21 protein-coding genes and 1 pseudogene are annotated in these 25,413 nt (G+C 64.5%); 17 read left to right on the forward strand and 5 right to left on the reverse strand.

Features of this window, described 5'->3' with window-relative positions:
* Window positions 1–6: 6 nt before the first annotated feature.
* Complete coding sequence (locus tag GLO27_RS19445) at window positions 7–1,500, reverse strand: aldehyde dehydrogenase family protein (RefSeq protein ID WP_167256608.1); 1,494 nt, start codon at window positions 1,498–1,500, stop codon at window positions 7–9.
* 170 nt (window positions 1,501–1,670) lie between these two features.
* Here GLO27_RS19445 and GLO27_RS19450 point away from each other — a divergent pair, with 170 nt between their 5' ends.
* From GLO27_RS19450 to GLO27_RS19495, 10 genes are all read left to right on the forward strand, one after another.
* Entirely contained in the window at window positions 1,671–2,750 is a 1,080-nt protein-coding gene (locus GLO27_RS19450) for a LacI family DNA-binding transcriptional regulator (RefSeq protein WP_167256610.1), read from the forward strand.
* A 178-nt stretch (window positions 2,751–2,928) separates the two neighbouring features.
* Window positions 2,929–4,203: an extracellular solute-binding protein gene (locus GLO27_RS19455; protein WP_240183574.1), complete on the forward strand. Its 1,275-nt coding sequence runs from the start codon at window positions 2,929–2,931 to the stop codon at window positions 4,201–4,203.
* 158 nt (window positions 4,204–4,361) lie between these two features.
* On the forward strand, window positions 4,362–5,207 hold the full coding sequence (locus tag GLO27_RS19460; protein WP_115642580.1) for a sugar ABC transporter permease: 846 nt from the start codon (window positions 4,362–4,364) through the stop codon (window positions 5,205–5,207).
* Between the two features lie 13 nt (window positions 5,208–5,220).
* Window positions 5,221–6,105, forward strand: a complete 885-nt coding sequence (locus GLO27_RS19465) for a carbohydrate ABC transporter permease (protein ID WP_025104827.1) — start codon at window positions 5,221–5,223, stop codon at window positions 6,103–6,105.
* Between the two features lie 33 nt (window positions 6,106–6,138).
* On the forward strand, window positions 6,139–7,245 hold the full coding sequence (locus tag GLO27_RS19470) for a glycosyl hydrolase (RefSeq protein ID WP_243844963.1): 1,107 nt from the start codon (window positions 6,139–6,141) through the stop codon (window positions 7,243–7,245).
* On the forward strand, window positions 7,245–8,336 hold the full coding sequence (locus GLO27_RS19475) for a mandelate racemase/muconate lactonizing enzyme family protein (protein ID WP_045262157.1): 1,092 nt from the start codon (window positions 7,245–7,247) through the stop codon (window positions 8,334–8,336). The genes GLO27_RS19470 and GLO27_RS19475 overlap by 1 nt, the downstream gene beginning before the upstream one ends.
* Window positions 8,337–8,504: 168 nt before the next feature.
* Entirely contained in the window at window positions 8,505–11,279 is a 2,775-nt protein-coding gene (locus GLO27_RS19480; protein ID WP_243844964.1) for a glycoside hydrolase family 2 TIM barrel-domain containing protein, read from the forward strand.
* Window positions 11,280–11,712: 433 nt separating this feature from the next.
* Window positions 11,713–11,958, forward strand: coding sequence for a Sec-independent protein translocase subunit TatA (gene tatA / locus GLO27_RS19485; protein WP_025104831.1), 246 nt, complete (start codon window positions 11,713–11,715; stop codon window positions 11,956–11,958).
* 65 nt (window positions 11,959–12,023) lie between these two features.
* A complete protein-coding gene (gene tatC, locus GLO27_RS19490; RefSeq protein WP_167256638.1) occupies window positions 12,024–12,803 on the forward strand; it encodes a twin-arginine translocase subunit TatC in 780 nt (259 codons plus the stop codon).
* Between the two features lie 9 nt (window positions 12,804–12,812).
* Window positions 12,813–13,292 (forward strand): Sec-independent protein translocase TatB, encoded by a 480-nt coding sequence (locus GLO27_RS19495; RefSeq protein ID WP_167256617.1) that lies wholly within the window; start codon window positions 12,813–12,815, stop codon window positions 13,290–13,292.
* A gap of 5 nt (window positions 13,293–13,297) precedes the next feature.
* On the opposite strand, the gene GLO27_RS19500 is transcribed toward GLO27_RS19495, so the two are convergent.
* The 3 genes from GLO27_RS19500 to dgoD form a co-directional block, all read right to left on the reverse strand.
* Window positions 13,298–16,291 (reverse strand): glycoside hydrolase family 2 TIM barrel-domain containing protein, encoded by a 2,994-nt coding sequence (locus GLO27_RS19500; RefSeq protein WP_347878420.1) that lies wholly within the window; start codon window positions 16,289–16,291, stop codon window positions 13,298–13,300.
* 106 nt (window positions 16,292–16,397) lie between these two features.
* On the reverse strand, window positions 16,398–17,195 hold the full coding sequence (locus tag GLO27_RS19505) for an FCD domain-containing protein (RefSeq protein ID WP_167256619.1): 798 nt from the start codon (window positions 17,193–17,195) through the stop codon (window positions 16,398–16,400).
* Window positions 17,196–17,256: 61 nt separating this feature from the next.
* Window positions 17,257–18,402, reverse strand: coding sequence for a galactonate dehydratase (gene dgoD / locus GLO27_RS19510; RefSeq protein WP_025104836.1), 1,146 nt, complete (start codon window positions 18,400–18,402; stop codon window positions 17,257–17,259).
* A gap of 141 nt (window positions 18,403–18,543) precedes the next feature.
* Between dgoD and GLO27_RS19515 the strand changes: the two genes are divergently transcribed.
* Genes GLO27_RS19515 through GLO27_RS19540 form a run of 6 tightly spaced genes read left to right on the forward strand, consistent with a single transcriptional unit; the run spans window position 18,544 to window position 24,158 of the window.
* Window positions 18,544–19,407: a fumarylacetoacetate hydrolase family protein gene (locus tag GLO27_RS19515; RefSeq protein WP_025104837.1), complete on the forward strand. Its 864-nt coding sequence runs from the start codon at window positions 18,544–18,546 to the stop codon at window positions 19,405–19,407.
* Complete coding sequence (locus GLO27_RS19520; RefSeq protein WP_025104838.1) at window positions 19,404–20,177, forward strand: SDR family NAD(P)-dependent oxidoreductase; 774 nt, start codon at window positions 19,404–19,406, stop codon at window positions 20,175–20,177. The genes GLO27_RS19515 and GLO27_RS19520 overlap by 4 nt, the downstream gene beginning before the upstream one ends.
* Window positions 20,174–21,157: an aminoglycoside phosphotransferase family protein gene (locus GLO27_RS19525; RefSeq protein WP_025104839.1), complete on the forward strand. Its 984-nt coding sequence runs from the start codon at window positions 20,174–20,176 to the stop codon at window positions 21,155–21,157. The genes GLO27_RS19520 and GLO27_RS19525 overlap by 4 nt, the downstream gene beginning before the upstream one ends.
* An 11-nt stretch (window positions 21,158–21,168) precedes the next feature.
* Window positions 21,169–22,467, forward strand: a complete 1,299-nt coding sequence (eno, locus tag GLO27_RS19530) for a phosphopyruvate hydratase (protein WP_025104840.1) — start codon at window positions 21,169–21,171, stop codon at window positions 22,465–22,467.
* 10 nt (window positions 22,468–22,477) lie between these two features.
* Window positions 22,478–23,269 (forward strand): SDR family oxidoreductase, encoded by a 792-nt coding sequence (locus tag GLO27_RS19535; RefSeq protein WP_025104841.1) that lies wholly within the window; start codon window positions 22,478–22,480, stop codon window positions 23,267–23,269.
* The gene (locus GLO27_RS19540; RefSeq protein WP_081811624.1) at window positions 23,205–24,158 is read left to right on the forward strand and encodes an SMP-30/gluconolactonase/LRE family protein; all 954 of its coding nucleotides are present in this window, start codon (window positions 23,205–23,207) and stop codon (window positions 24,156–24,158) included. The genes GLO27_RS19535 and GLO27_RS19540 overlap by 65 nt, the downstream gene beginning before the upstream one ends.
* 408 nt (window positions 24,159–24,566) lie before the next feature.
* Here the strand turns inward: GLO27_RS19540 and GLO27_RS19545 are convergent.
* Window positions 24,567–24,761 (reverse strand): annotated as a pseudogene (locus tag GLO27_RS19545) (IS3 family transposase); the annotation flags it as partial.
* 214 nt (window positions 24,762–24,975) lie between these two features.
* Here GLO27_RS19545 and GLO27_RS19550 point away from each other — a divergent pair.
* Window positions 24,976–25,149 carry a hypothetical protein gene (locus GLO27_RS19550; protein ID WP_167256621.1) on the forward strand — a complete coding sequence of 58 codons (174 nt, stop codon included), beginning with the start codon at window positions 24,976–24,978 and terminating at the stop codon, window positions 25,147–25,149.
* Window positions 25,150–25,413 lie beyond the last annotated feature (264 nt).

Raw genomic sequence — 25,413 nt, forward strand, 5'->3', positions numbered from 1 at the left:
CGGCGCTCACTCTCCGTACTCCGGGCCGTAGCCGACGTAGGCCGTCTTCCGCCGCACGTAGCGCTCGTAGCCGTGCACGCCGTCGTCGCCGCCGAGTCCGGAGTCCTTCCAGCCCGTGTGGAATCCCTGAGGCCGCTCCGGTCCCGCCTTGTTCACGTAGATCTCACCAAACTCGAGGTCGTCCAAGGCACGCATCACGGTGTGGAGGTTGCGGCTGTAGACGTACGCCGACAGGCCGTACGGCGTGGCGTTGGCGCGTGCCACCACCTCGTCATAGCTGGCGAATGTGGTCAGCGAGAGCACCGGCCCGAAGACCTCGCTGCGTGCGATGTCCATCTCGGCCGTCACGCCAGTCAGCAGGGTGGGGGCGAACCAGTTCCCGGTGGCGAACTCTTCGCCCTCGGGGCGCCCGCCGCCCATCTCCAGGGTTGCGCCCTGCTCGACAGCCCTGTCGACCATGGACTTGACCTTGTTCCACTCGCGGTCGGCGACGAGAGGTCCGAGTGCCGAGGACGGATCGAAGGGGTCCTTGGGCTCCACGGCACGCAGGTGAGCACGCACGCGTTCGAGGAACTCGTCGCGGACGTCTTCGTGCACATAGGTGATCTCATTGCAGGTGCAGACCTGACCGGCGTTCCAGAGACGAGCATCCACGGCATCCTTCGCTGCCCGATCGAGATCTGCATCCGGGAACACGATGAAGGGAGCCTTGCCACCGAGCTCCAGCGAGACCGGAATGAGCTTCTCGGCAGCCTGGCGCATGATCTCGCGCCCGCCGCGGGTCGAGCCCGTCATCGTGATCATTCCGACGTCGGGGTGATCCACGAGCGCGGCTCCGGTCTGCCGTCCCGGGCCGCATACAACGCTCACCAGACCGTCCGGCACGCCGGCGCGCCGGCATAGCTCGGCCAGGGCCATCGCCGACAGGGGTGTGAACTCACTGGGCTTGACCACTATCGCGTTGCCGGCCATCAATGCCGGCGCGACCTTCCGCGCGAAGATCGCGGCGGGGAAGTTCCAGGGAAGGATTGCACCGACCACGCCAATGGGAACCTCACGCACCGTCAGCTGTTCACCGGACTCGGTAGCGAGCACCTCACCGATTTCTCGGTACTGCTGGCTGATGGCGAACTCGAAGAAGTTCTGCGCTCCACCGATCTCGCCGACGGCGTCTCGGAAGGGCTTGCCCTGCTCGACGGCGACGATTCGGCCGATCTCTTCCGCGTGCTCGCCGAGAAGCGTGTGGATGCTCCGCAGCACCTGCGCGCGCTGAGTGTGACTGCGTCGGCCCCATTCGCGCTGCGCCTGCACGGCAAGTGAGACTGCCTCCGCGACGAGTTCGGCGGAAGCCGATGGGACATTCGCGACGTGCTCGCCGGTGGCGGGGTTGACCACGGGGAGCGGATCGCCGCTGCCCTCCGTTCGCCGCGCACCGCCGATGACGTGGCCAGGCTCGGCGCCGAGCAGGCTGTCAGCTGTGAAGATCGATCGCACGTCCACGCGAGTTCCTTCCTCGGCGCCGCAGGTCGACGCCAATGTCTTCGTGATCGGATCCATACGGGAACCGGTTTTTCAGACTAGCGGATCCGCGGCTCGAGGGCAACGTCCCTATGCTATTCGTAATCCCGCCCGACGGATCGGCTGGGAGTGGCGATGAAGCAGGGGGCCGAATGAGCGAATCGCAGATGGACAAGGTCGAATCGCCGGATGCTGCGGCTTCGACGCACCGTGGTCGTGCGCGCCTCGTGGATGTCGCGGAGCGGAGCGGGGTGACGAAGTCGATCGTCTCGCGCATCATGAACGACGACCGCAGCCTGCGAATCCGACCTGAAACCCGTCAGCGCGTGAAGGCTGTCGCCGAAGAGCTGGGCTATCGCCCGCACGCAGGCGCGCGAGCCCTCTCGGTATCGCGCACAGGTGCGTTCGCCCTTCTCATTCCGGACCTGACTAACACCGTGTACGCCGCGATCATGCGCGGAGCCTTCCGGCGTGCGAAGGAGCATGGCTATGTGCTGCTGATCGCTGAAGACACGCCCGATGCGCCGGCCGGCCCGGACGACTACGCCGAGCTCGTCGTCTCAGGACGCGTCGATGGCCTGCTCGTTGCCTCTGCGCGCCCGGGCAACCCATTGGTGGACAGGCTCATGCAAGACCCCGCTTCGGTGGCACATGTCTTCGTGAACCGCGAAGTCGAGGGCTCCGGCCGCAACATCGGGCTCGACATGCACGGGGCGAGCGGGCTGGCCGTCGATTTTCTGCACTCACATGGTCATCGTGCGATCGGGCTCACGGCCGGTCCGCCCGATTTGCATCCCGCGCGCTCGAGACGCGAAGGGTTTGTTGATCGCATGACATCTCTTGGTCTCGATGCCGCGCGCATCGAGCACGGAGACTTCAGTGAGCGTGGCGGCTTCGAAGCAGCGAATCAGCTCTTGGCGGCGCATCCTGAGCTGACGGCCATCTACGCTTCGACATTCGGCCAGGCCGTTGGTGCTTTGAAGGCTGCGAGGGAGCGTGGGTTGCGCGTACCGCAAGACCTGTCGGTGATCGCGTACGACGACCTCTCCGTGGCAGAGTATCTCGACCCGCCGTTGACGACGGTAGCAATGCCATTGGATGCTCTCGGCGTCGCTGCCGTCGATGCGCTCGTTAAGCAACTTGCCACTCAGCGGCCAGCGGAGTATCGACTGCCAGACGGATATCGAGTTGTGGAGCGCAAGTCGGTAGCGGCGCCTCGCATCACGAACTGACGCCAGTTCGCGCCCGGGCTTGCGCGCTGCGCACTCTTCCGCTTACACTCTGGAAAACCGGTTCTCTGGTCGGTAGCACCACGCCTGCATTCGCAATGACGCATTGAAAGGGATTGCAATGACGAAGTCATCTTTCGACCCTCGGGGGATCTCCCGTCGAGGTTTTCTGGTTGGTGGGATGAGTGCGGCCAGCATCGCCGTTCTCGCCGCCTGCTCCCCTGGCGGAGGAGGCTCGAGCAGCGGCGGAGGCTCGTCCCCGCTGCCGTTCTGGGATATGCCGTGGGGGTCGCCGGGGCAGGCCTACATTGACGCCGGCAAGTCGATCACCAAGAGCTATTCGCCGAGCGGCGACTTCCCGGGCGCGACCTATCAGTCGATCCCCTGGAATAACTGGCTTCAGACCTTCAGCTCCGCGGTGTCGGCGGGAACGGGTCCGGCGATCAGCACCGGCGGCGCTTTCCAGTCGCTTCAGTACTACGTGCAGGACGCCATCCACCCCGCCGACGGCGTGCTGAAGAAGCTCGAGGCCAGCGGGAAGATCGGCGACTTCCTGCCCGGGACGATCGATCAGTTCTCGTATGAGGGGGTGCACACCGCCCTGCCGTGGAACGTCGACGCGCGCATGTTCTGGTATCGCAAGTCGCTCCTCGAGGCTGCAGGGGTCGATGTGCCGACTTCGTGGGATGAGCTGCACTCCGCGGGGCTCGCGCTCAAGAAGAACGGCGTCTACGGCATGATCGCTTCAGGAGGAGGCGGCGGTAACGCGTACCAGACGCTGCTGTCGATCGTGTTCAACAACGAGGGCGGCCTCTTCAACGCTGCGGGCGAGCCCGACACGATGACCGATCGCAACCTTGAAGCAGTCGAATTCATGCGGATGCTGTCGATCGACGGCATCTTCGATCCCGGTAGCGTGAGCTACTCGGTCGCGAACGTAAACGAGCAGTTCATCGCCGGCAAGGCCGCGATGTCCATCCTGCCCCCTGATCTGGACAATTCCCTCGAGGATCCCGAGCTGGCAGCGGACACGCTCATCGGAAGCCCACTCGCAAGCCCCAATGGCACGTACGGTACACAGGCTTACACGAGCGATCTCATGATGTACACGGGGCGCGGTGACTGGGACGTCGAGGCGGTTGAGGATTTCGCGATTTACTACCTCAGCGCGATGGAGGAGTACTGGAAGCTCGGCGTGCTCAACAAGATCCCCGTCCTCCAGAGCACGGTGGATCTCCCCGAAGTGCAGGAAAACCGCAACTTGGTGAAAGCGATCGACGAATGGCTGCCGGTTGCTCGTCCGCTGTTCTCGAACGCAGACCAGGCCTTCCCGGAGATCAACGCCGTCGACGGCGGCCAGGCGATCACCACCTGGGCTCAGGAGGTCATCCAGGCGGAGAAGAGCGCTGAGCAGATCATGCAGACGCTGCAGGACGAGATCGAAAAGGTCATGTAGTTGCCGACGATGGCGAGCACGAGAGCAAAGAAGCTGGCGGAGAAATGACGACGACGGAACGACTGGTAACCAAGCGACCGACCCGTAAGGGCTTGGTGCCTGGCGGAAGGGGGCCCGCGGGACCGCGGGGTTCGCTCTCGCCTGGACGGACTACCACCATGGCAGCGCTGCTGGCGCCGTCCATTCTCCTCCTGGTCGCGATCAACGCCTACCCTCTCGTGTTCGCCATCGGGCAATCACTGCATGATGGCGGGATCACCGGCGCCGGTGATTTCGTCGGGCTGGAGAACTACGCGACGGCACTACAGGATCCTGCATTCTGGAACGCCGCCTGGTTCACCCTGATCTTCACCGTCGTCTCGGTCGGAGTCAGTTGGATCATCGGCATGACGTTCGCTCTGGTGCTGCGCAATCCGTTCCCCGGTCGATCGGGATTTCGACTGCTTCTCCTTCTGCCATGGGTCGTGCCGGTGGTCGTATCCACGACCAGTTGGAACTTCTTGGTCGCGACCCAGAGCAGCCCCGTGCCTACTCTCTTTCGCGCACTGGGATTCGGGAACGTGCAGTTCCTCGCCGACCCCACATGGGCGATGATCACGGTGATCGTCTTCAAGATCTGGGGCAGCTTTCCGTTCATGATGCTGATGATGAACGCAGCGCTGCAGTCGGTCGACCCCAGCGTCGAGGAAGCCGCGCGCATCGACGGGGCAACTGCGTGGCAGAAGCTGCGACACATCATCCTGCCGATCATTGCGAAGCCGATATATATCAGCTGGGTTCTCGCCGCGATCTTCACCGTGAACGATTTCCCCACGATCTATCTCCTCACAGGGGGAGGTCCGGTCGGGGCGACGAACACTCTCGTCGTGTTCGCCTACCGGCTGGTGTTCCAGGACTTCCGCACCGGCTACGGCGTGGCCGTCGCCTTCTTGATCACGATCGTGATTGTGGCGGTTTCGGTGTACTTCTTCCGGCGCATCAATCGCGCCCCCCTCGCGAACTGATCGGAGCGCAGTCATGAGTGAAACTCAGAACCTGGTCGTCGCCCGGCACGATGCCCGGCGCGCGCAAGCTCGACCGACCTCGCGGTTCGAGCGCAAGCAACGCATTCGCGGGTGGACAACGTTCGCGGTGATGGCGATTATCACGGCGCTCATCCTCACGCCTATCATCAACATCATCGTGCTCTCGTTCCAGGGCGGGCAGACGCTTTCGGGCGAGACGATCTGGACGTTCGACAACTTCACCGAGATCTTCACCGAAACTCCGGTCATCACCTACCTGACGAACAGCCTAACGGTGACTCTCGGGACCACGGTCTTCGGAGTGATCATCGGCGCGATGGCCGGATATCCTCTCTCGCGGCTGAGGAACCGTTTTGCGCGGGGCTACTCCCTCACCCTGTTCGTCGTGCAAGGTCTGCCGGTGATCGTCATCGTGATTCCACTGTTCGTTGTATTCGCCAGCCTTGGCCTCGCGGACAGCCTGACAGGCGTTGCAATCATCTTCATCGCCGGAAGCATGGCAGTCACCTGTTGGATGATGGCGTCGTACTACGACAGCATCCCGTTCGAACTCGAAGAGGCCGCCTGGGTCGACGGAGCGAGCGTCTTCGGCGCCTTCGTGCGTATCGTGCTGCGCAATTCGTATCCAGGCATTCTGTCGGCGGCGATCTTCAGTTTCTTGGTTGCCTGGAATGACTACCTCGTGGCTGTCGTGTTCCTGCGCAGCGAAGACAACTTCACGCTTCCGATCGGCCTGCAGTACTTCTTCCAGCAGAACTCCACCGACTGGGGGCCGGTCATGGCCATGTCTGTCGTCATGCTGCTCCCACCTGTCATCATCTTCGCCGCGCTTAACCGATACTTCTCCATCGGCGGCGTCGGCGGCGCAATCAAGTAAGACCGAAAGGCCATCCGAGCTATGCCCATACCCATGCTCAGCACCGCGAGCCAGCGAGCTGCTGCGTACTCATCAGACCCGCAGTGGTTCTGCGACTTCACCGAGGAAGACATCACTGGTCTCGTTCCCGAGCCAGGCGTTCACCGCCGAGACCCCTCCAGCGTTCTGTTGAAGGACGGTACCTACCACGTCTGGTACACCAAGTCGACGGGCGAGGCCGTGGGATTCGGCACAGCCGACCCGCGCGCCAAGGTGTTCCCGTGGGACTGGTCTGAGATCTGGCACGCGACCAGCGTGGACGGCGTGGAGTGGGTAGAAGAAGACAGGGCCGTCGGAGTCGGCGCATCGGGCGAGTACGACGACCGTTCCGTATTCACTCCAGAGGTGCTCGAGCATGAAGGGCGCTACTACCTGGTGTACCAGGTAGTGCAATCCCCTTACCGGCTGCGAAGCTTCGAATCCATCGCCATGGCATCTGCGGATCGGCCAGAGGGTCCGTGGACCAAAGTCTCGGCGCCGCTGCTAGAGCCAGCAGCCAACGGAGAGTGGGCGGGAGAGGAGGATGACCGCCTCGCGGTGCTCTCGCGAGGCGACTTCGACAGTCACAAAGTTCATGACCCGCTGTTGCTGCCACTGGATGGAAAGTTCTTCCTCTACTACAAGGGCGAGCAGATGGGGGAGCGCTTCACCTCGGGTGGACGCTCGACGAAGTGGGGCGTGGCGATTGCGGATCACATCGAGGGACCGTACACGCGGTCCGAGCTGAACCCCATCACGAACAGCGGCCATGAGACGTGCTTGTGGTTGCACGACGGCGGTGTGGCGGCATTGCTCACTACCGATGGACCGGAGCGAAACACGATCCAGTTCGCCGCTGACGGCGTGAACTTCGAGATTCAGTCATACGTCCCTAATCCGCCGATCGCGGCGGGTCCGTTACGATTCGACGCACCTACTCAAGTGCCACTGGACGGTCTGCGCTGGGGGCTGTGCCACGACGTCACCGGCGAGTGGGGCTACCTCAAGGCGTTCCGCGCGGACGAGACCCAGAAGCTGAAGTACGAGCTCGGGGTGAGCCCCGAGAAGGGGAACGAGGCGTTCCAGGCGAAGCTTGCCGAACGCGCGGACGGGGCACGCTGATGGCCATCATCGAACGGGTGCGCACCGACCTTTATCGCGTGCCGCTGGCGAACCACCTCACCGACAGCACCCACGGCGTCATGATGGACTTCGAGCTCATCACCGTCCGGATCGATGACAGCGATGGTGCCACCGGAGTCGGATACACGTACACCGTGAATCACGGTGGTGCTGCCGTCGCCACGATGATCGAAAAGGATCTGTCGACCTGTCTCATCGGGAAGGACGCCGATCAGATCGAGCGCCTCTGGCAGGACATGTGGTGGTGCTTGCACTACGCCGGTCGCGGCGGCCACCAGACATCTGCGATCTCGGCTGTCGATATCGCCTTGTGGGATCTGCTCGGTGTGAAGACGCGGATGCCGCTGTGGAAGCTGTTCGGAGGATACGACCCACGGGTGCCGGTGTACGCCGGCGGTATCGATCTGGAGTTTCCGCTCGCGCGCCTCCTCGAGCAAGCTGACGGATTCTGTGCGCAGGGGTTCCGCGCGATCAAGATGAAGGTCGGTCGAGCGGATTTGCGTGAAGATGTGGCGCGCGTGGCTGCGATGCGCGAGCACTTGGGCGACGGATTCCCACTGATGGTGGATGCCAACATGAAGTGGAACGTCGACGAGGCCCTCCGCGCCTCGCGGGCATTCCTGCCCTTCGATCTGACGTGGATCGAGGAGCCCACGATTCCCGACGACCTTGCCGGCAATGCGCGCATCGTCGCGCACGGGCAGCACGCGATCGCGGCGGGGGAGAACCTGCACACGATCTACGACTTCGCTCAGGCGATCGAACGCTCCGCGCTGACGCTGCCGGAGCCCGACGTCAGCAACATCGGCGGATACACCGGGTTCCGCAAGGTCGCGGCGCTGGCCGAAGCACACAATCTCAGCCTCACGTCGCACGGTGTGCACGACTTGACGATTCACTCGCTCGCCGCGGCGCCGCATCGCACGTTCATGGAAGCCCATGGCTTCGGTTTGGACGAGTTCATCGCTCAACCCATGCAGATCACCGATGGTTTCGCTACAGCTCCTGATCGACCTGGCCACGGCGTGGAGCTCGACTTCACCGGCCTGACCGCTCTCGACGCGGCCTGACCGCAGCACCGCACATCGGCACCGAACCCCCACCGCTTCGACGGAGCCGACGCTCTCCGCGCCTCGGCTCCGTCGGCGCACCCAAGATTGAGGACAAGCATGCTTCCTGTCGTCGGCCCTTTCCGACCCTGGACAGACCCCACACAGACGGCTATCGGGCGGCTCCCTATGACGACCCGCGGCGTTGAGGCGAGCGACATCACGCTGGATGGCACGTGGTCCTTCCGCTTGTTCGATACGCCGGACGACGTTCCGGTCGATGCGCTGAATGGCGACACGGACGCCGTCGGATGGCACGAGGTCGCGGTGCCGGGCAACTGGACCTTGCAGGGTGTCGGCGACCTCCCTCACTACACGAACATCGTCATGCCCTTCGACGGGCCGCCACCGATCCTGCCGGCGCGCAATCCGACTGGTGTCTACCGTCGTTCGTTCGTGGCGCCGGAGCGCGCGGACAGTTCGTGCATCCGGATCTGTGTCGGCGGGGCCGATAGCGTGCACGTCGTCTACCTCAATGGCCAGTTCATCGGGTACGGAACGGATGCTCGCCTCGACAGCGTGTATGACGTCACCGACCAGGTTCGCGATGGTGAGAACGAGCTCGCTATCGTCGTGGTCCGCTTCAGCGCGCACAGCTACATCGAAGATCAGGATGCGTGGTGGATGGCCGGGCTCCACCGCCCAGTGCACCTGATGATCAGACCTGCTGATCGCCTCGAAGACGTGCGAGTGGAAGCCGATTGGGATCCCACGGCGGGCACCGGGTCGCTGCACGTACGTGCCGTCGCGGCTCTGGAAAGGCTGGAGGCGGGATGGTCGCTGCGCGCAACAATCCGTGACGCGGCCACCTCCGTTGCTGTCGCGCATCCCGCAACAGCTCCCGTGGATGTCGATCACACGACCACCTATCAGTTCACCGATGTCGGCGGCACCGTCAGTCTCGACGCGCTCGCTGTCGAGCCCTGGAGCGCCGAGAGCCCGACGCTTTACACCTGCGTGATCGATCTCCTGAACCCCGAGGGTGACGTCGTCGACACCGTCACTCAGCGCGTGGGCTTTCGGAGAGTCGTCATTGACGGCCCTGATCTGCTCGTCAACGGCCAGCGGGTCTGGATCCACGGCGTGAACCGACATGACCACCACCCCGATCGCGGAACCGCGGTCACCGTGGATGACATGCGCGCGGACCTCGTGCAGATGCGTCGCCACAACATCACCGCGATCCGGACCGCGCACTACCCGAACCGGCCGGAGTTCCTGGACCTGTGCGACGAGCTGGGCTTCTATGTCGTCGACGAGGCGGACATCGAGTCGCACGCCTACAACTGGCACGTGTGTGACCGTCCGGAGTATCGAGAAGCGTGGGTGGAGCGCGTCGCGCGCATGGTGCAGCGTGACAGGAATCACCCCAGCGTCATCATATGGAGCCTCGGGAACGAGTCCGGCTATGGAGCCAATCACGACGCTGCGGCTGCCTGGGTGCGCCGCTCAGAGCCGACCAGACCGCTCCACTACGAGGATGCGATTCGTACGCAGGGGTGGATCGACGGCGGTCGTCAAGCGACGGATGTGGTGTGCCCGATGTATCCCACCATCCCCGAGGTGGCCGATTACGGTCGCGCTGTGGCGGACGGCCGCGCAGACAGGCCGTTCATCATGTGCGAGTACAGCCACGCGATGGGCAACGCGAATGGCTCGCTCGCCGATTACTGGGACGTGATCCACTCCTACCCCGGGCTGCAGGGAGGCTTCATCTGGGAGTGGAAAGACCATGGGCTCCGGCATCCTGACGCCGCCGATCGTCGGCTGCACTACGGAGGCATGTTCGGCGACAACCCCCATGACGGAAACTTCATCGCGGATGGACTGGTGTCCTCTGAGCTGACGCCTCATCCCGCTATGACAGAGGTGTCGTGGGTCTATCGCCCCGTGGCGACATGGGTCGAGGACGGCCAGCTCTTCGTAGAGAACCGTCGGTCATTCGCATCCCTGGACGACCTGCATGCACGCTGGGTTTTCACCGACGGCGACACAGAGATTTCCGGTGACCTGGAGGGCGTCGATGTGCCACCCGGTGAGCATCGGAGCGTCCCTCTCCCCATCGCTCTTCCGCAAGACCTCGGGGGCGTGCTGACCGTCCGCTGGTACCTGCGCGACGCGAGGTGGTTCGCTGAGGCGGACCATCTCGTCGCCTGGGACCAGTACATCGTCGACAGCCCGATCGACGGCCGGTCGACAGGCGCACCCGTCGCTGACGGAGCCATCGTTGCGGGCCCTGTGCCGCAGCTGTGGCGGGCGGCTGTGGACAACGATGGATTCAAGCTCATGCTCGAGTGGGCGGCCGCCGAATCCAAGGGCAGCCAGCGGCTGCACAAGTGGCTGCAACAGGGGATCGACAGCATGGCACCGACGGACCTCATCGAGTACGACCGCGAGGTCCAGCCCGGCCACGAATCGCATACCTTCACGATCCCCAACGACCTGGCGGGACTGCCTCGCGTGGGGGTCCGATACGAGATCGACGCTCGATTCACCAGGATGCGCTGGTTCGGCCGAGGGCCGGGAGAAAACTACGTGGACCGCAAGCGCGGGAGCATGATCGGCCTCTGGGAAGCCGGCATCGACTCTCAGCCCTACCTCGTTCCTCAGGAGTACGGATTGCGTACAGACGTCCGCTGGGTCGAACTGATCGACCCAGCCAAGGGAGATCGGCTGCGGATCGAGACTTCAGGGGAGCCGTTCTCGTTCTCGGCGGTTCGACATACCGCGGAAGAGTTGTATAACTCCTCGCACGAAACGGAACTCACCGAGCATCCTCATCTGATCTTGAGCTTGGATGCCGCCCACCGCGGCCTGGGCAACGGCGCATGCGGTCCTGAGCCGCACGAGGAGTACGAGATCGGCCCGGGGACGTACACACTCGCCTACACGATCACGCGCTGACACCGTCGAAGAAGTCCTCGCGACGCCGCTCGTTAGGCGGAGCGACGGCCTCATGGGCATCCGATACGTTTGAGAAATCGGTTTAACGGTGGGATGGTCAATGTCGACAACTCACCAATCGCCCCCGCGTGGGCCAGCAACGACTCGCCGTGAGCCGCCTTCGCGACGTGGACGCGGGCGAATCGAGCGCTCCCAGGCTCGAGCCGGACTCGGGTTTCTCGCACCATTTCTCATCGTGTTTGCGCTGGTGTGCATCGCCCCATTGCTGTACGCCTTCTACCTGAGCTTGTTCAGGACGCAGCTCATCCGACGGTGTGCCCAGGGCCATCTCAATCTAGAAAACCGGTTGCGCAGATCCAGATCCCGATCTACACTCAGATCACATCGTCCGCCCGCCGCACAGGAGCGGGGCGCACAGCAAAGGAGCACTTCGATGTTCGCAAACCTGACCGGGTGGCACATGATCATCCTTCTCGTCGTCATTCTTCTTCTCTTCGGTGCGGCCAAGCTGCCCGCACTGGCCAAGAGCGTGGGCCAGTCCGCTCGCATCCTGAAGGGCGAGATTCGCGAGTCGCGAGCGGAAGATCAGGCGAGCACGGATGTCGCAGAGACGTCACAGCAGCACGACAACGCGCCTGTGGCGGCGCCGCGGGCCGCCGGCCCTCGGCCGACTGCGTAGCGGGTTCAGTCGTGGTGACTCTCGTGCGGCAGCGCCGGGGCCAGGGTGACCGAAGCAAGGGGACGATGCGCCTCGCGGCCCACCTCGCGGAGCTGCGTCGCAGACTGTTCATCTCCTTCATCGCGCTGCTGGTTGCCGCCGTCGCTGCCTTCGCGCTGACGGATCCGATCATTCACTTCCTAGCGTCCCCGATCCGCGACATCGCCGCGAAGCAGGGTGATTCTCTGACCGCGCTGACGTTCACCACAGTGACGGCCGCTTTCGATCTTCGGCTTCGCATCGCCATCGCGGTCGGCGCCATCGTTGCTTGTCCAATATGGCTGTTGCAGATCTGGCTGTTTCTCGTTCCCGGTCTCACTCGACGCGAGGTGCGATGGACACTCGGATTTGTGTTCTCAGCGATTCCTCTATTCATTGTGGGGTGCGCCACAGGGGTGCTGATCGCCCCGCACACGATCACATTGCTGGCTTCCTTCGTTCCTGAGGGGAGTGCACTGTTACTGCAGTCGGCGTACTACTACGACTTCGTTCTCAAGCTGATGCTGGCTGTAGGGGTCGCGTTCTCGGTGCCGGTGTTCCTCGTAATGCTCAATCTCTCCGGCCTGGTCAGTTCCCAAGGACTGCTCCGCGGGTGGCGCGTCGCAATGGTCGCAGCCGCCGTTTTCTCAGCTCTTGCGACGCCGGCTGCGGATATCATCTCGATGCTGCTCCTCATGGCGGCGATCACCACGCTGTATTTCGGCGCATGGTTCGTGACGGTGCTCCTAGAGCGCCGCAGCCGTCGCAGCCTCGAGCGCTCGCCGGGCGCCGGCGCCGCGATCGCGCAGGGCGACGTTGCCGACTAGGAGACGATCATGTACTTCGGACTCACCATCGAGAAACTGCTTCTCATCGCCCTCCTCGTGGCGCTCATCATCGGACCCGAGCGGCTCCCGGCATACGCGGAGTCGGTCAGAAAGTGGATTCGAGAGGGGCGGGATCTGGTGCGAAATTTCGCCGATCGCGCCAAAGGCGAGCTTGGATCCGACTTCGACGACGTCGACTGGCGCTCTCTCGATCCACGGCAGTATGACCCTCGACGCATCATCCGTGCAGCGCTGCTCGAGGCGGATTCGCCCACGACACGACCATCCTCCGATCTGCAGTCGGCGGCTTCAGGCAGATTGCGTCCCGCGCTCCCAGCGGCGATGATGCCGAAGAACTCGCGGTCGACGGCTCTTCCCGTCCTCGACGTGACCGTGCCCGATCAGGGGATCGCGTCAGACGCGGCGGGCGCGGCGGGCGCGGCAGCGGAGTCGGACGGTTCGGAGACCTCGACCGTCGGCCGCGAGTAGTCCGCTCAGATCGCCTCGAACTGGAAAGAGAACGTCCGCGCCGACGGCCACAGCGCATGTCGCGGCTCGACATCGGGACCGCACGCCCGAGAGCCGAGACCGTGCACCGCATCATCGAGATAGAGGTGATTGCGAGATGATTCGGGGAGGTCATACGGATGCTGCGCCGCGTCGATCTCCTCAGCGGACCAGCGTGAGTACACGAAGCCCGGGTGGCCGATTTGCCCCCGGGGGCCCGAGGTGATCCTCAGCCCGCGGCCGTCTGCGTCGAGCATCTTGAGGTAGCGAACGTTCGCGCGGTGACCGGACTCCTGCGGCCGGGCGTGCATCGTGTTCATCGCATCGATATGGCCGGTGTGAGATCCGAGCCATGCCCCGAGAGCCATGTCCGGATAGCTCTCTCCTGGCCCGTCGCCCAACCAAGCCACATGGTCGAATGTCGAAGGAACCGTGAAGTGCACACCGACCCGGGGCCAGGTCGAGTCCCATTTGGCATCCGGGGCGACATCGACCAGGAGAAGAGGGCTCGCTGAATCCAGGGCGTGCCACTCATAGCTCACCCGCAGCTGAGCCGCCTTGTCCGCGGCCGCGACGACGGTGTCCACCCTCAGCGTGACCGCGCCGCACTCGATGCTGGTGACGCGATGGCGAAGCCGGTCGAGTCCGCGCTGACGCCAACGTTGTTCCGAGGAGTCTGCGGGCACGTGCCCGAGTCCGCGGTGCGTCGATCCGGGAGCACCTAGCTCATAAGAGCCGGCCCCCTTGCCGCGATCGTTGTCGGTGGGCGCGCGCCACAGCTCGAGGAACGGCCCGTCGACGGCAATCCCCAGCAGAGTGCGAAGCGAACCTGTCGCGGGATCGAAGTTTGCGGCGTTGAAGGACAGCTCCTCGAGGACGGTCACTGAAGCGCCGGGTGCCACGGGCTGGGGGAGTGCCACGCTGGGTGCCTTCTCGAAGTCGGCGCGAGCAACGATGTGGCCGGTGGGCGCCCACGGGGCGTCCCGGCGAAGCGCCGCAGTGACGCTGATCCATGCGCCGGCGTTGGTGACCTCTGCCTTCCGGATGTGAGGTGGGATGGCAACGCTCATCTTGTGGCCCGGCCGAAGAGCATCGGTCGGCAGCTCAGCCCGGGCGATGGAGCCATCATGTCCGTATACTGCGATCGTCACGACGTACACCGCGGCACTTTGCGAATGCGCACGATTGTGAACATGAATATTGTCGCCGTCGCGCGTGAACCGAAGCGGTGCCGAGACCGCAGCGAACTCCACGAGTCCGGCCGTCGGCGTCCCGTCGGAGAGCACGAGGCCGTCGATGACGAAGTTGCCATCGTGTACCTGCTCGCCGAAGTCGCCGCCATAGGCGAAGTATGTGCCGTGGGTCGGGTCATCTACCGCGAGCCCGTGGTCGCGCCACTCCCAGATGAACCCGCCGTGCAGGCGCGGGCTGGCCTCCACGGTTTCGTCGTACCAGTCGAGCCCGCCAGGTCCTGTCCCGAGCGCGGCGCCGTACTCGCACATCACCATGGGCCGCGACCTCACACGCGCAGCCTCCGCCGGTGCACACGCGAAGACATCTCCCTCATCGGCAGCGATGATCGCCAGCTCGACGGGGGTCGGGTACATGCGCGAGTACACGTCGGTGTATGCCCCCGTATAGTCGCCTTCGTAGTGAACGGGCCTGCTCGGATCACGCCGCTTCGTCCACGATGCCATCGCTGCGAGGTTCTGTCCGGTGCCGGATTCGTTGCCGAGAGACCACATGACGATCGACGGATGGTTCTTGTCTCGCTCGACGGTGCGTTGCATGCGGTCGAGGTATGCGCCACGCCACATCGGGTCATCACTGGGGTTCCCCACCCAGTCGACGAAGAAGAACTCGTGTGTCTCGAGGTCGCACTCGAGAACCACCCATAGCCCGAGCTCGTCGCAGAGATCCAGCGTGCGAGGGTGGGGGGGATAGTGACTGGTGCGAATCGCATTGACGTTGTGGCGCTTCATCGTCAGCAGATCCGCTCGTACCGCTGCTTCGTCGAAGACGCGTCCGGTTCGATGGTGGAACTCGTGGCGGTTCACTCCACGAAAGGTCACCGCCCGGCCATTGACGAGGAAGCGGTCGCCATCGATGCGTACGCGGCGGAAGCCCACGCGCAGGGACACGGTCTCGCCGGCTGCGGCCACCGTTGCGGCGTAGAGTCGTGGCGTCTCGGCTGACCACGCGTGAACCGTCCCTACGCTCAACGGGGGACTGGCGTCCAGCGCCGTGCGATCTGCAAACGTGTGCTCGATGCCGAGCTCGGGGACGCTGACGGTGATCGGGAACGAGTTCTCGCCCGCGTCCACCTGCAACCCGAGCGTGCCTTCTTCGCTCGCCGGGTCGAAGTCGGCGTGGAGCCACACATCATCCAGGCAGCCCGTTGGGCGAGCCAGCAGTGCTACATCACGGAAGATTCCGGGGAGCCACCACTGATCCTGATCCTCGAGGTAGGTCCCTGCAGACCACTGATGCACGCGCACCGCGAGCACGTTTCGCCCGGGCCGGAGCAATCCCGTGACGTCGAACTCCCGTACCAGTCGACTTCCGGTGCTGCCACCGACTTCGACTCCGTTCAACCAGATGACGAAGGCGGACTCCACCCCGTCGAAGCGCAGCAATGTGCGCGCAGGCGACCATGAGGCCAGTTCGAACTCGCGACGATAGTCACCGGTCGGATTCTCATCGGGAACGAATGGGGGGTCGAGCGGAATCGGCAGCTGGATGTTGGTGTAGATGGGAGCTCCTCGATCGCCGCCCCCCGGCAGCACCCAATGCGAAGGCACGGTGATCCGTCCCGCTGCCGGAGCCGGATCATCGGGGGAGATGAAGTCAAGGGGCGCCGTGGCTCGTGGAGTGAGGCGGAACCACCACTCTCCGTTGAGATCGACCTGCTCCGCGTCGCTGGTCAGATGCGAGCGCGCGGGAGCGACTCTGCCGAAAGCGGGTTGGCGCGTGCCCAGAATGCTCGGTGGGGAAGCTGGCGTATCTGCTAAAGACATCATGTAACCGGTTTTCTTTAAATCGAAGAAGAAGGGCGCCCGCATCAAGCGGGCTGAGCGAAGTAGGAGACTACCTCGCGGGCCCCGACCCGTTCAGCGTGAGCTGCAGGTCACGAGCGGTGCGTTCGAGATGCCGTTTCATGGCTTTCTCCGCGCCCGCACTATCCCCAGCAGAGACGAGCTCGAAAACGTGGCGGTGCTCCTCCACGGCATCCTGGACATCTCCGCCTGCGGCGACGAACCCATAGAAGCTCTGCGTGAAGCTGTGGTGCAGCGACGACGCCAGGCTTTCGAGGAGCAGGGAGAGCATGCGATTGCCGCTGGCCAGGGCCAGAGCTTCATGGAACTCGACATCGGCGGTGTTGTATCGGGCAATGCTCTCAGTTGATCCGTCCAGCCCGTCCGCAGAGCGCTGCATCTCGCCGAGCGCCGAGCTCATCGCACTCAGCGCCGCCCTGCTGGCGTGCTTCGCAGCCTCGGAGGCCGACAGCACCTCGAGTGAGCGGCGGACGTTGAGAAGCTCGAGCACAGAACGTGAGTCGCGTCGGATGGCAACGCTCAAGAAGCGCGACATCACGCTGCTGTCGGGTTGACGGACGGTGGGTCGTCGTCCGCGGCTGAGTTCAACGAGACCTTGGCCGGCCAGAACCTTGAGTGCCTCGCGGACCGTGAGGCGGCTGACGCCGAGCGATTCCGCCAGCGACGCCTCTGCTGGCAGCTGATCACCTGCCTCGGCTTGGCCGACGATCAGCTCCTCCAGTTCTCGCATGGCATAGGCCAGCGCGGTCTCGTCCGAGCGGGCACCGGACGAGACAGTGCCGAGATCATGCGGATCAGCGTGAGGTTCCGAGGGTACGCTGGCGACCATAGCGAGGAGCTTATCTTCCCTGGTGATCTCACGGTTCACGAATGTCGTCGGAGGCATCAGCTCACCACTCGGCGAGGCTTCCGTCACGATGCCGCCACACCGGCGCGTGCCAGTCGTGACCGCGCTTGGCCGCCTCGCGAACAGCTGCGTCGTCGATCTCGATTCCGAGGCCTGGACGCGTGGGGCGCTCGATCGAGCCGGCCACCACGTCGAAGACCGAGCCATCGAGCACATAGTCGAGAACGTCCCAGTCGTCGTTGTAGTGAATGCCACGGCTCTGCTCCTGGATCAGGAAGTTCGGCGCCGCGAAGTCAACCTGCAGGCACGATGCCAGGGCGATCGGACCGAGCGGGCAGTGCGGGGCCAGTGCGACCCCAGAGGTCTCGGCCTGCGCGGCGATGCGTCGCATCTCTGAGATCCCGCCGCAGTGGGAGACATCCGGCTGAGCCACGGCGATTCCCGACGCCAACAGGGGGACGAAGTCCCAGCGCGAGTACGCGCGCTCGCCGGTGGCGATCGGAACTGTCGTCGATTCCACAATCCGAGCCAGATTCGCCGCGGCGAGCTCGGGAACCACCGGCTCCTCGACGAACAGCGGATTCAACGGCTCCAGCAGGGGAAGCGTTCGACGCGACATCGCGGGCGAGAACCGGCCGTGGAAGTCGAGGGCGAAGTCGTCATCGCCCACGGCATCGCGTACCGCCTCTGCGCGCGTGACAACGGAGCGGAGATCGCCCGCAGACGGGATCGTAGTCAGCTCGGCGGATGCGTTCATCTTTACGCAGTCGAACCCCTGTTCGCGTCGGATCTGCGCCTCGGCGGCGATGTCGCCGGGGCGGTCTCCCGCGATCCAGGCGTAGACGCGTGCGCGGTCGCGCACAGCACCGCCGAGCAGCTGATAAATCGGGACGCCCAGGCGCTTGCCGGCGATATCCCAGAGAGCCTGGTCGAGTCCTGCGATGGCGCTGGAGAACACTGCGCCACCGCGGTAGAAGCCGGCTCGCGTGAGCTCTTGCCAGATGTCCTCGATGCGGCTCGAGTCACGCCCGATGAGCGGGGCCGCGAGCTCTTCGACGGCGGCCTTCACCGTACGTGCGCGGCCCTCGACAACGGGTTCACCCCAGCCGACCAGGCCCTCGTCGGTCTCCACGCGTACGAACAGCCAGCGCGGCGGCACCAGGAACGTCTCGATCCGGGCGATCTTCATCTGAACCTCCCTGTTTGCAGTAAAGGTATCAGATACCAAAGGTGCACAAGCAGCGAATACGGGGAATAGAGGCCTGTTTGCGGAGCTGAGGTATATGATAACTTGCATTCGAAACGTGCTTGTTGAGCCGAGGAGTGGACGATGAAATTCCTTCGTGTGGGAGAACCCGGGCAGGAGATCGAGGTGGCGAGCCACGATGGCGTCACGGGGCTCGATGTGCGCTCGGTGATCCTCGAGGGTGCGGATCCCTGCACCCTCGAGGGAATGCGCCTCATCGAGGACGCACTTTCGGCGGGAACCCCGGACATCGATCTGACCGACGTGCGGATCGGATCCCCGTTGGCGCACCCGGGTAAGGTCGTTTGCGTCGGTCTGAACTACCGTCAGCACGCTGCGGAAGCGGGGATGCCGATCCCCGACGAGCCCATTCTGTTCATGAAAGCGCCGTACACGGTGCAGGGTCCGCACGATGCTGTGGTGATCCCGCTCGGCAGTGAGAAGACCGATTACGAGGTCGAACTCGCCGTGGTGATCGGCCGGAAGGCCGAATACCTGTCCTCGCCGGAGCAGGCCCGAGGCCACGTTCTCGGCTATGCGATCTCGGACGATGTGTCGGAACGCCACTTTCAGTTGGAGAGGGGCGGGCAGTGGGACAAGGGAAAGAACTGTGCGACCTTCAACCCACTAGGACCCTGGATCGCCACGGCGAACGAGGTGGCGGATCCTCAGCAGCTCGACCTTTCTCTGCTCGTCAACGGCGAGGTTCGGCAGAACTCCTCGACCGCGGACATGATCTTCGATGTGGACTACCTGGTCTGGTACATCAGCCAGTTCATGACTCTCCTTCCGGGCGATGTCATCAACACCGGCACGCCGCAGGGAGTGGGCTCGGGCTTCACGCCGGGGAAGTTCCTGTCGGCAGGGGACGTGGTCGAGGTCTCGATCACCGGACTGGGCACCCAGCGGCATCGTTTCGTCGCACACGACCGCGAGGCACGTTCATGACGCGCTCAGTGGCCGTCGAGCAATTCCCCGAGGGATATGCCGCGATGGTGATCGGCGGCGCTGCGGGCATCGGTCGAGCCACGGCAGAGCTTCTCGCGCGTCGCGGGGTCGATGTCACCATCGCAGATCGCGACGGCGATGCAGCCGATATCGCCGCGCAGGCGGTGCGGGATGCCGGGGGCGCGGCCGCAGCGGCCGCGTGCGATGTCACGGACGAAGCATCCCTCACCCGCGCATTCGAATCCGCGGTCTCTCGTCACGGTGTCGTGCACGCGGTGATCAACTCGGCCGGCATCCAGGGGCCGCTCGGCAGGCCCAGCCACGAGGTCGGGATCGCAGAGTTCGAGCGCACCCTTGCTGTGAACCTCACACCGGGGCTGACGATCGCGCGCGTCGTGATCCCGCACTTCCTCGAGCGGGGCTACGGGCGAATCGTGCACGTCGCCTCCATTGCCGGCAAGGAGGGCAACCCGCAGATGATCGGCTACTCGGCGAGCAAGGCCGGCCTCATCGGACTGGTCAAGGCACAGGGCAAGGAGTACAGCCGGTCGGGGATCACGGTGAATGCAGTAGCCCCGGCTGTGATTCGCACGCCGTTCCTCGACAGTCAGCCCGAGTCGGTCGTCAACTACATGCTCGAGAAGATCCCGATGGGCAGGACAGGCGAGCTGCACGAGGTTGCCGAGATGCTCGCCTTCATCGCGTCGCCGGCTGCCGGGTTCACGACCGGTTTCACGTTCGACCTGAGCGGCGGGCGGGCGACCTATTGAGCAACAGCGACACGCTCCTCGACGAGCGCACTGTCATTCCGTACCTCGCCGAGCGGGGGGTCGTCGATGCCGCGTCGACGACAGCTCACCTCTTGGGCGGCGGGGTCAGCAATGTCGTCATCTCGGTGACGGACCTCCGCCACAGTCTGGTGCTCAAGCAGGCGCGCCCGAAGCTCGCCGTCGCCGAGGCATGGTACGCCCCGCGAGAGCGTGTGCTCCGTGAAGCCGAGGGGCTGCGCGTGCTGGCCACGATCAACCCCTCGGTAGCCCCGACGGTGGTCGACGTCGATCCCGACGCGCTCACCATGACCATCGAGCGCGCTCCGGACGACTGGTCGGACTGGAAGAGCCAGCTGATGGGCGGATCCGTCGACGCTGCGGTGGCCTCGCGTCTCGGCGAGGTGCTGCGACGAATGCACATCGCCACGTCAGGGGGCGCGGGGCTGAGCGCAGAAATCATCGCCGACACCGAGACGTTCGAGGTTCTCCGGCTGTCTCCGTATCACCGCACGGCGGCCGAACGGAACCCCGATTTGGCGCCTCAGATCGATGCTGTGGTCGCACGGATGTCGGGCACCCGAGAGTGCCTCGTGCACGGTGACTTCTCGCCGAAGAACGTCCTGGTCGGCGCGGCAGGGGCATGGGTCATCGACTTCGAGGTCGCTCACCTCGGCGATCCGACGTTTGATGTCGCCTTCCTCGAGACGCACCTGCTGCTGAAGGCGCTCCGGTTCCCGCAGTGGCGCGGGCGGTTCGAGGACGCATCGCGAGCGTTCGTCGACGCCTACACGCGTGACTCGACCTTCCCCGACGTGGCACATCTCTCGCGTCAGATCGGATGCCTCCTTCTGGCGCGGGTCGATGGGAAGTCGCCCGCCGAGTACCTCGACGCAGAACAGCGAAACCGTGCCCACGCGTTGGGACGGACCCTGCTCACGAAGGCCCCCGACACTTTCAATGCCGCGTGGACCCTGAGATAAGAGGAGTTGTCATGACCGACGACCGCATCGTGCGCACCCACGCCTGGGAGGCGCTGGATTCGCGCGGCCGGCCCACCGTCGCCTGCTCGCTCACGTTGGCCAACGGGGCCCGCGGCCGCGCAGTGGTGCCCTCGGGGGCATCCACGGGACGCCATGAAGCGCTCGAGCAGCGTGACGGAGGTGCACGCTACGGAGGGTGGGGAGTATCCGGGGCCGTCAACGCTGTCAACGCTGAGTATGCAGAGCTCATCCAAGGACGCCGGGTGAGCGACCGGGTCGCCATCGACGCGGCGGTCGCGGCCCATGACGGCACGCAGAACCTCGGACGGTTCGGATCCAATGCGGCGCTCGCCGTCTCGCTGGCCGTCACCGTCGCGCACGCCGCGTCGGAGAATGCTCCGTTGTGGTCGACACTGCAGGGGCCTCGGCGCCCGAGCATCCCGATGCCGATGGTGAACATCCTCTCGGGTGGAGCGCATGCCGGCCGGGCCGTGGACGTTCAGGACTTCCTCGCCGTTCCGGTGGGTGCGTCATCATTCACCGAGGCGATCGAGCAGGTCTCGCGTGTGCGCGCCGCGTGTGCGCGACTTCTCGATGAGCGCGGCGGCTGGTCGGCGCTGGTCGCGGATGAGGGCGGACTCGCCGCACGTCTCGACAGCAATGAGGCGGTGCTCGCGCTGCTCGCCGACGGTATCGAGGCCGAAGGGTTCGGCGGTGACGAGATGGCTATCGCCCTCGACATTGCGGCGACCCAGCTGGTGGACGGCGACGCAATCGTGCTCGCCGGTCAGGGCGACAGGCTGAGTGTCGAGGAGTGGATCGATGTCGTGGCGGGATGGACGCAGCGGTATCCGATCGTCTCGATCGAAGACGTCGTCGGCGAGGACGATTGGGCAGGATCGCGTGCGGCGACAGCGCGCCTTTCACACGCGCAGGTGCTCGGGGACGATCACTTCGCCACCAACCTGGAGCGGGTCCGACGGGGGATCGAGGAGAAATCCGCGAACGCGGTGCTCGTGAAAGTGAACCAGGCAGGCTCTGTCTCGCGAGCGGAGCGCGTAGTGTTCGAGGCGATCGGTGCGGGTTTCGAGACCGTCGTCAGCGCGCGCTCGGGTGACACTGAGGATGTGTGGCTCGCAGACTTCGCCGTCGGGTGGGGAGCGGGACAGATCAAGGTCGGCTCCACCATGCGCAGCGAACGTACTGCCAAATGGAATCGACTGCTCGAAATCGAAAGCCAGGGAGATCTGCCCTTCGCTGGACGCGAGGCATTGGCAGGACAGCGGCAGCCCACACGCGTGGAGAATTGAGGAGACGGTCATGGATGTTGCAGAGCCGATCGGTGCCGGCCCCACGGGGCGGCTGTGGGAAGGCAAGACCGCGATCGTCACCGGCGGCGCGCAAGGCATCGGTGCGGCGATCGCCGCGCAGGGAGTCGCCGACGGCGCGCGGATCTGGATATTCGATGTTGCGGACGAAGCCGGCGAAGCGATTGCTGCGCGGATGGGGGACAGATGCCGCTACCTCCACGTCGATGTGACCGACGAGAGCGCTGTCGGCAACGCGGTGGCTGACGTGGTTGCGGCGGACGGCGGCATCCAGATTCTGATTAACAACGCCTGCGGCGACGCGAATGAGGATGCCGTCTCGATGAGCGTCGAGCGGTGGGACTCCATCATGCGACTCAACCTCACATCAGCATGGCTCGTTTCACGCGCGGTGCTCCCGTCGATGCTCGCGGCGGGAACGGGCAGCATCGTCAACATCGGGTCGCTGCACGCTCGACTGACCGAGGAGGGGGCGTTCCCGTATGCTGCAGGCAAGGCCGGACTCGGCGGCCTCACGCGCTCGCTGGCTCTGGACTACGGCCCGCGAGGAGTGCGTGTCAACATGGTCAGTCCAGGGTGGACGCGCAGCGAGCGCGTTCAGGAGCTCTTCGACCGCATCGGGCGCGAGGCCGTTGAGCGCATCGAGAGCACGCACGCTCTGCGCCGAGTCGCCACGCCCGCCGACATCGCGCCCACGGTCTCGTTCATCGCCTCTGATCATGCGGCCTTTGTCACAGGGGCGACGTGGGAGGTCGACGGAGGCCTCGGAGCCCGCTTTGCCTGAGCCGGATTCATCGCAGGAGAGCCGGCAGCTCGCGCGACTCGGCACCCGGACCTTCCAGCTGGGGGAAGGCCCGACTTGGGACGCTCGTCGAGAGCGAGCGCTGTGGGTGGATATCGATGGACGTTCTGCGTGGGCGTGGAGATTCGGCGACGATTCCGATGAGAAAGAACCCACCCTGGTCTACTCGTCCGATCGGGAGGTCTGCGCTGCCCTTCCCGCCGATGACGGCGGAATGCTCATCGTGGAAGCAGATCGTCTCGTCCAGCTCGGCCCGTCGGGCGCCGTCGTGGATTCACGACGCTGCGCTCTTCCCGCGAACCGCCGCTTTAATGACGCCACGATTGACCCGCAAGGTCGCCTTGTCGTTGGCACGCTCACGCGTGATGGCGAGACCTGGGGCGGGGAGCTCTTCCGACTTGAGCCCGATGGGCGCTTACGACTGCTGCGCTCGGACATCTCCCTGTCGAATGGAATTGCCTTCTCGCCGGACGGCACTCTGATGTACCACGTGGACACGTTCCGGTGCCGCATCGATGTCCTCGATGCCACAGGGGACATCCCGCATCTTGTGGACAGCTGGATTGTCGATGGGGGATTCCCGGACGGACTCGCGGTGGACTCGGACGGCTTCGTCTGGGTGGCGCTGTGGGGCGGCGCAGCCGTGCTCAGGCTGACTGCAGGAGGAGAGGCCGTCGGCCGAGTCGATACTCCGGCTGCACATACGACGTCTGTCGCCTTCGTCGGGAGCGCGCTGGGGGAGCTGCTCATCACCACCGCTCGTGCGGGAAGAGATACCCCGTCGAATCGCGACGGCGGCGTCTACATCAGCTCTGCACCTGCTGGCGGAGTCCCCGTGCCAAACTGGCGCGTAGTGCCCTTGAAGGGTTGAGATGCCGGGTTTTGCGACGCCCATTGTTGCTTTGTAGGTGGATGCATCTGTGAACAGGCCGAACAGTGTCGTTATCTACAGGGGACGACCTCGGGTATGTGGTCGTCGGCGCGTACGGTGCGCTATCGGGGGAAGGGCCCGTGCATGGATCGGCTGGCCGGCGGGGGAGAGATATTCACGGACGGCTACGCCACCTCTGGTCGTGAGGATCCTCTGGTTGTGAGAATCCTCCGGGCTTGCGGCCGAGGTGCGCGGTGAGTCTTCGTTTCGGTCAGGGCTGGCTCGAGATTCACTTGGAGGCCGCCTCTCCGGTCGGTGGCCGTCGCGTCGTCGTCCCGCTTGTGGGGCTCCCTTGCCTTGGCCATCGGAGCCGCGTGGGACTGCTGCACGGATAGGTGACAAGTAAAGTCACGCCGCCAGTGCGACGGTTGTGTTCATGATGGTCTCGAACTCGATGGGCGTCAAACGGCCCAGGCGGGCCTGTCGACGGCGTCGGTGGTAGGTCCATTCGATCCAGGTGGCGACGCCGATGTGCAGCTGCTCGCGGGTGGTCCAGGAGCGGCGGTCGAGGACGTTCTTCTGCAGCAGGGCGAAGAACGATTGTGAGACTTTCGGCATGCTGCGCGGCAAGGTGGTGTTGGCTGGCGTGACCCGCAGAATGACCGCCCCATCCGGTGTCCTCATTTGGAGATATGTCCGCCGGCTGCACTGCCGACTTCAGATGGCTTGATTAGGAGCTTGTCCCTGCGGGTGACTCATCACAGTCCTGCCTCGTTCTCTCCGGTGGTGGAATCAACCGCGAGGAAGAGGTGAGGAAATGGTTGTTCTTGCAGAGCTTGTCGATCATGTGATCGGCGTTGACCCGGACCGCGATCGAGTGACTGCGGCCGTGGTGAGCGTGACCACTCAAGGTGAGCTGGCATCGGAGACGTTCCCGGCAACACGGCGTGGATACGGGCAAGCGATGGGCGAAGGGGTTCACGAGCGTTGAAAGGAGGGCATGGGCGATCGAATCCACGGGAAGCTACGGCGCGGGTCTTGCCGCGACGCTCGCCGGAGAAGGGCGAGTTCGTCATCGAGTTCGATCACCCGTCCACGCTCGCATCGAAGGATAGCGCGAAGTCCGATTCGCTGGACGCCGTCCGCGCAGCGCGAGAAATGCTGGGACGGAAGACATGGGCAACCTCTCGATCACGAGGATTACGAGAAGGTCTTCGGACGCTCATCGTTGCCCGTTTGTTCCTGTTGTGTGAAC

Origin of the sequence: Microbacterium sp. Be9, from assembly GCF_011754135.1 — a bacterium.
GTDB lineage: Bacteria > Actinomycetota > Actinomycetes > Actinomycetales > Microbacteriaceae > Microbacterium > Microbacterium maritypicum_A.

Coding starts and splice junctions, on each gene's coding strand:
- GLO27_RS19450 (WP_167256610.1), top strand. CDS start 1,671: ATGAGCGAATCGCAGATGGACAAGGTCGAATCGCCGGATGCTGCGGCT.
- dgoD (WP_025104836.1), bottom strand. CDS start 18,402: ATGAAGATCGCCCGGATCGAGACGTTCCTGGTGCCGCCGCGCTGGCTG.
- GLO27_RS19460 (WP_115642580.1), top strand. CDS start 4,362: ATGGCAGCGCTGCTGGCGCCGTCCATTCTCCTCCTGGTCGCGATCAAC.
- tatC (WP_167256638.1), top strand. CDS start 12,024: ATGCGCCTCGCGGCCCACCTCGCGGAGCTGCGTCGCAGACTGTTCATC.
- GLO27_RS19495 (WP_167256617.1), top strand. CDS start 12,813: ATGTACTTCGGACTCACCATCGAGAAACTGCTTCTCATCGCCCTCCTC.
- GLO27_RS19470 (WP_243844963.1), top strand. CDS start 6,139: ATGCTCAGCACCGCGAGCCAGCGAGCTGCTGCGTACTCATCAGACCCG.
- eno (WP_025104840.1), top strand. CDS start 21,169: ATGACCGACGACCGCATCGTGCGCACCCACGCCTGGGAGGCGCTGGAT.
- GLO27_RS19535 (WP_025104841.1), top strand. CDS start 22,478: ATGGATGTTGCAGAGCCGATCGGTGCCGGCCCCACGGGGCGGCTGTGG.
- GLO27_RS19505 (WP_167256619.1), bottom strand. CDS start 17,195: ATGGTCGCCAGCGTACCCTCGGAACCTCACGCTGATCCGCATGATCTC.
- tatA (WP_025104831.1), top strand. CDS start 11,713: ATGTTCGCAAACCTGACCGGGTGGCACATGATCATCCTTCTCGTCGTC.
- GLO27_RS19550 (WP_167256621.1), top strand. CDS start 24,976: ATGGTTGTTCTTGCAGAGCTTGTCGATCATGTGATCGGCGTTGACCCG.
- GLO27_RS19520 (WP_025104838.1), top strand. CDS start 19,404: ATGACGCGCTCAGTGGCCGTCGAGCAATTCCCCGAGGGATATGCCGCG.
- GLO27_RS19480 (WP_243844964.1), top strand. CDS start 8,505: ATGACGACCCGCGGCGTTGAGGCGAGCGACATCACGCTGGATGGCACG.
- GLO27_RS19475 (WP_045262157.1), top strand. CDS start 7,245: ATGGCCATCATCGAACGGGTGCGCACCGACCTTTATCGCGTGCCGCTG.
- GLO27_RS19455 (WP_240183574.1), top strand. CDS start 2,929: ATGAGTGCGGCCAGCATCGCCGTTCTCGCCGCCTGCTCCCCTGGCGGA.
- GLO27_RS19515 (WP_025104837.1), top strand. CDS start 18,544: ATGAAATTCCTTCGTGTGGGAGAACCCGGGCAGGAGATCGAGGTGGCG.
- GLO27_RS19540 (WP_081811624.1), top strand. CDS start 23,205: ATGCGGCCTTTGTCACAGGGGCGACGTGGGAGGTCGACGGAGGCCTCG.
- GLO27_RS19465 (WP_025104827.1), top strand. CDS start 5,221: ATGAGTGAAACTCAGAACCTGGTCGTCGCCCGGCACGATGCCCGGCGC.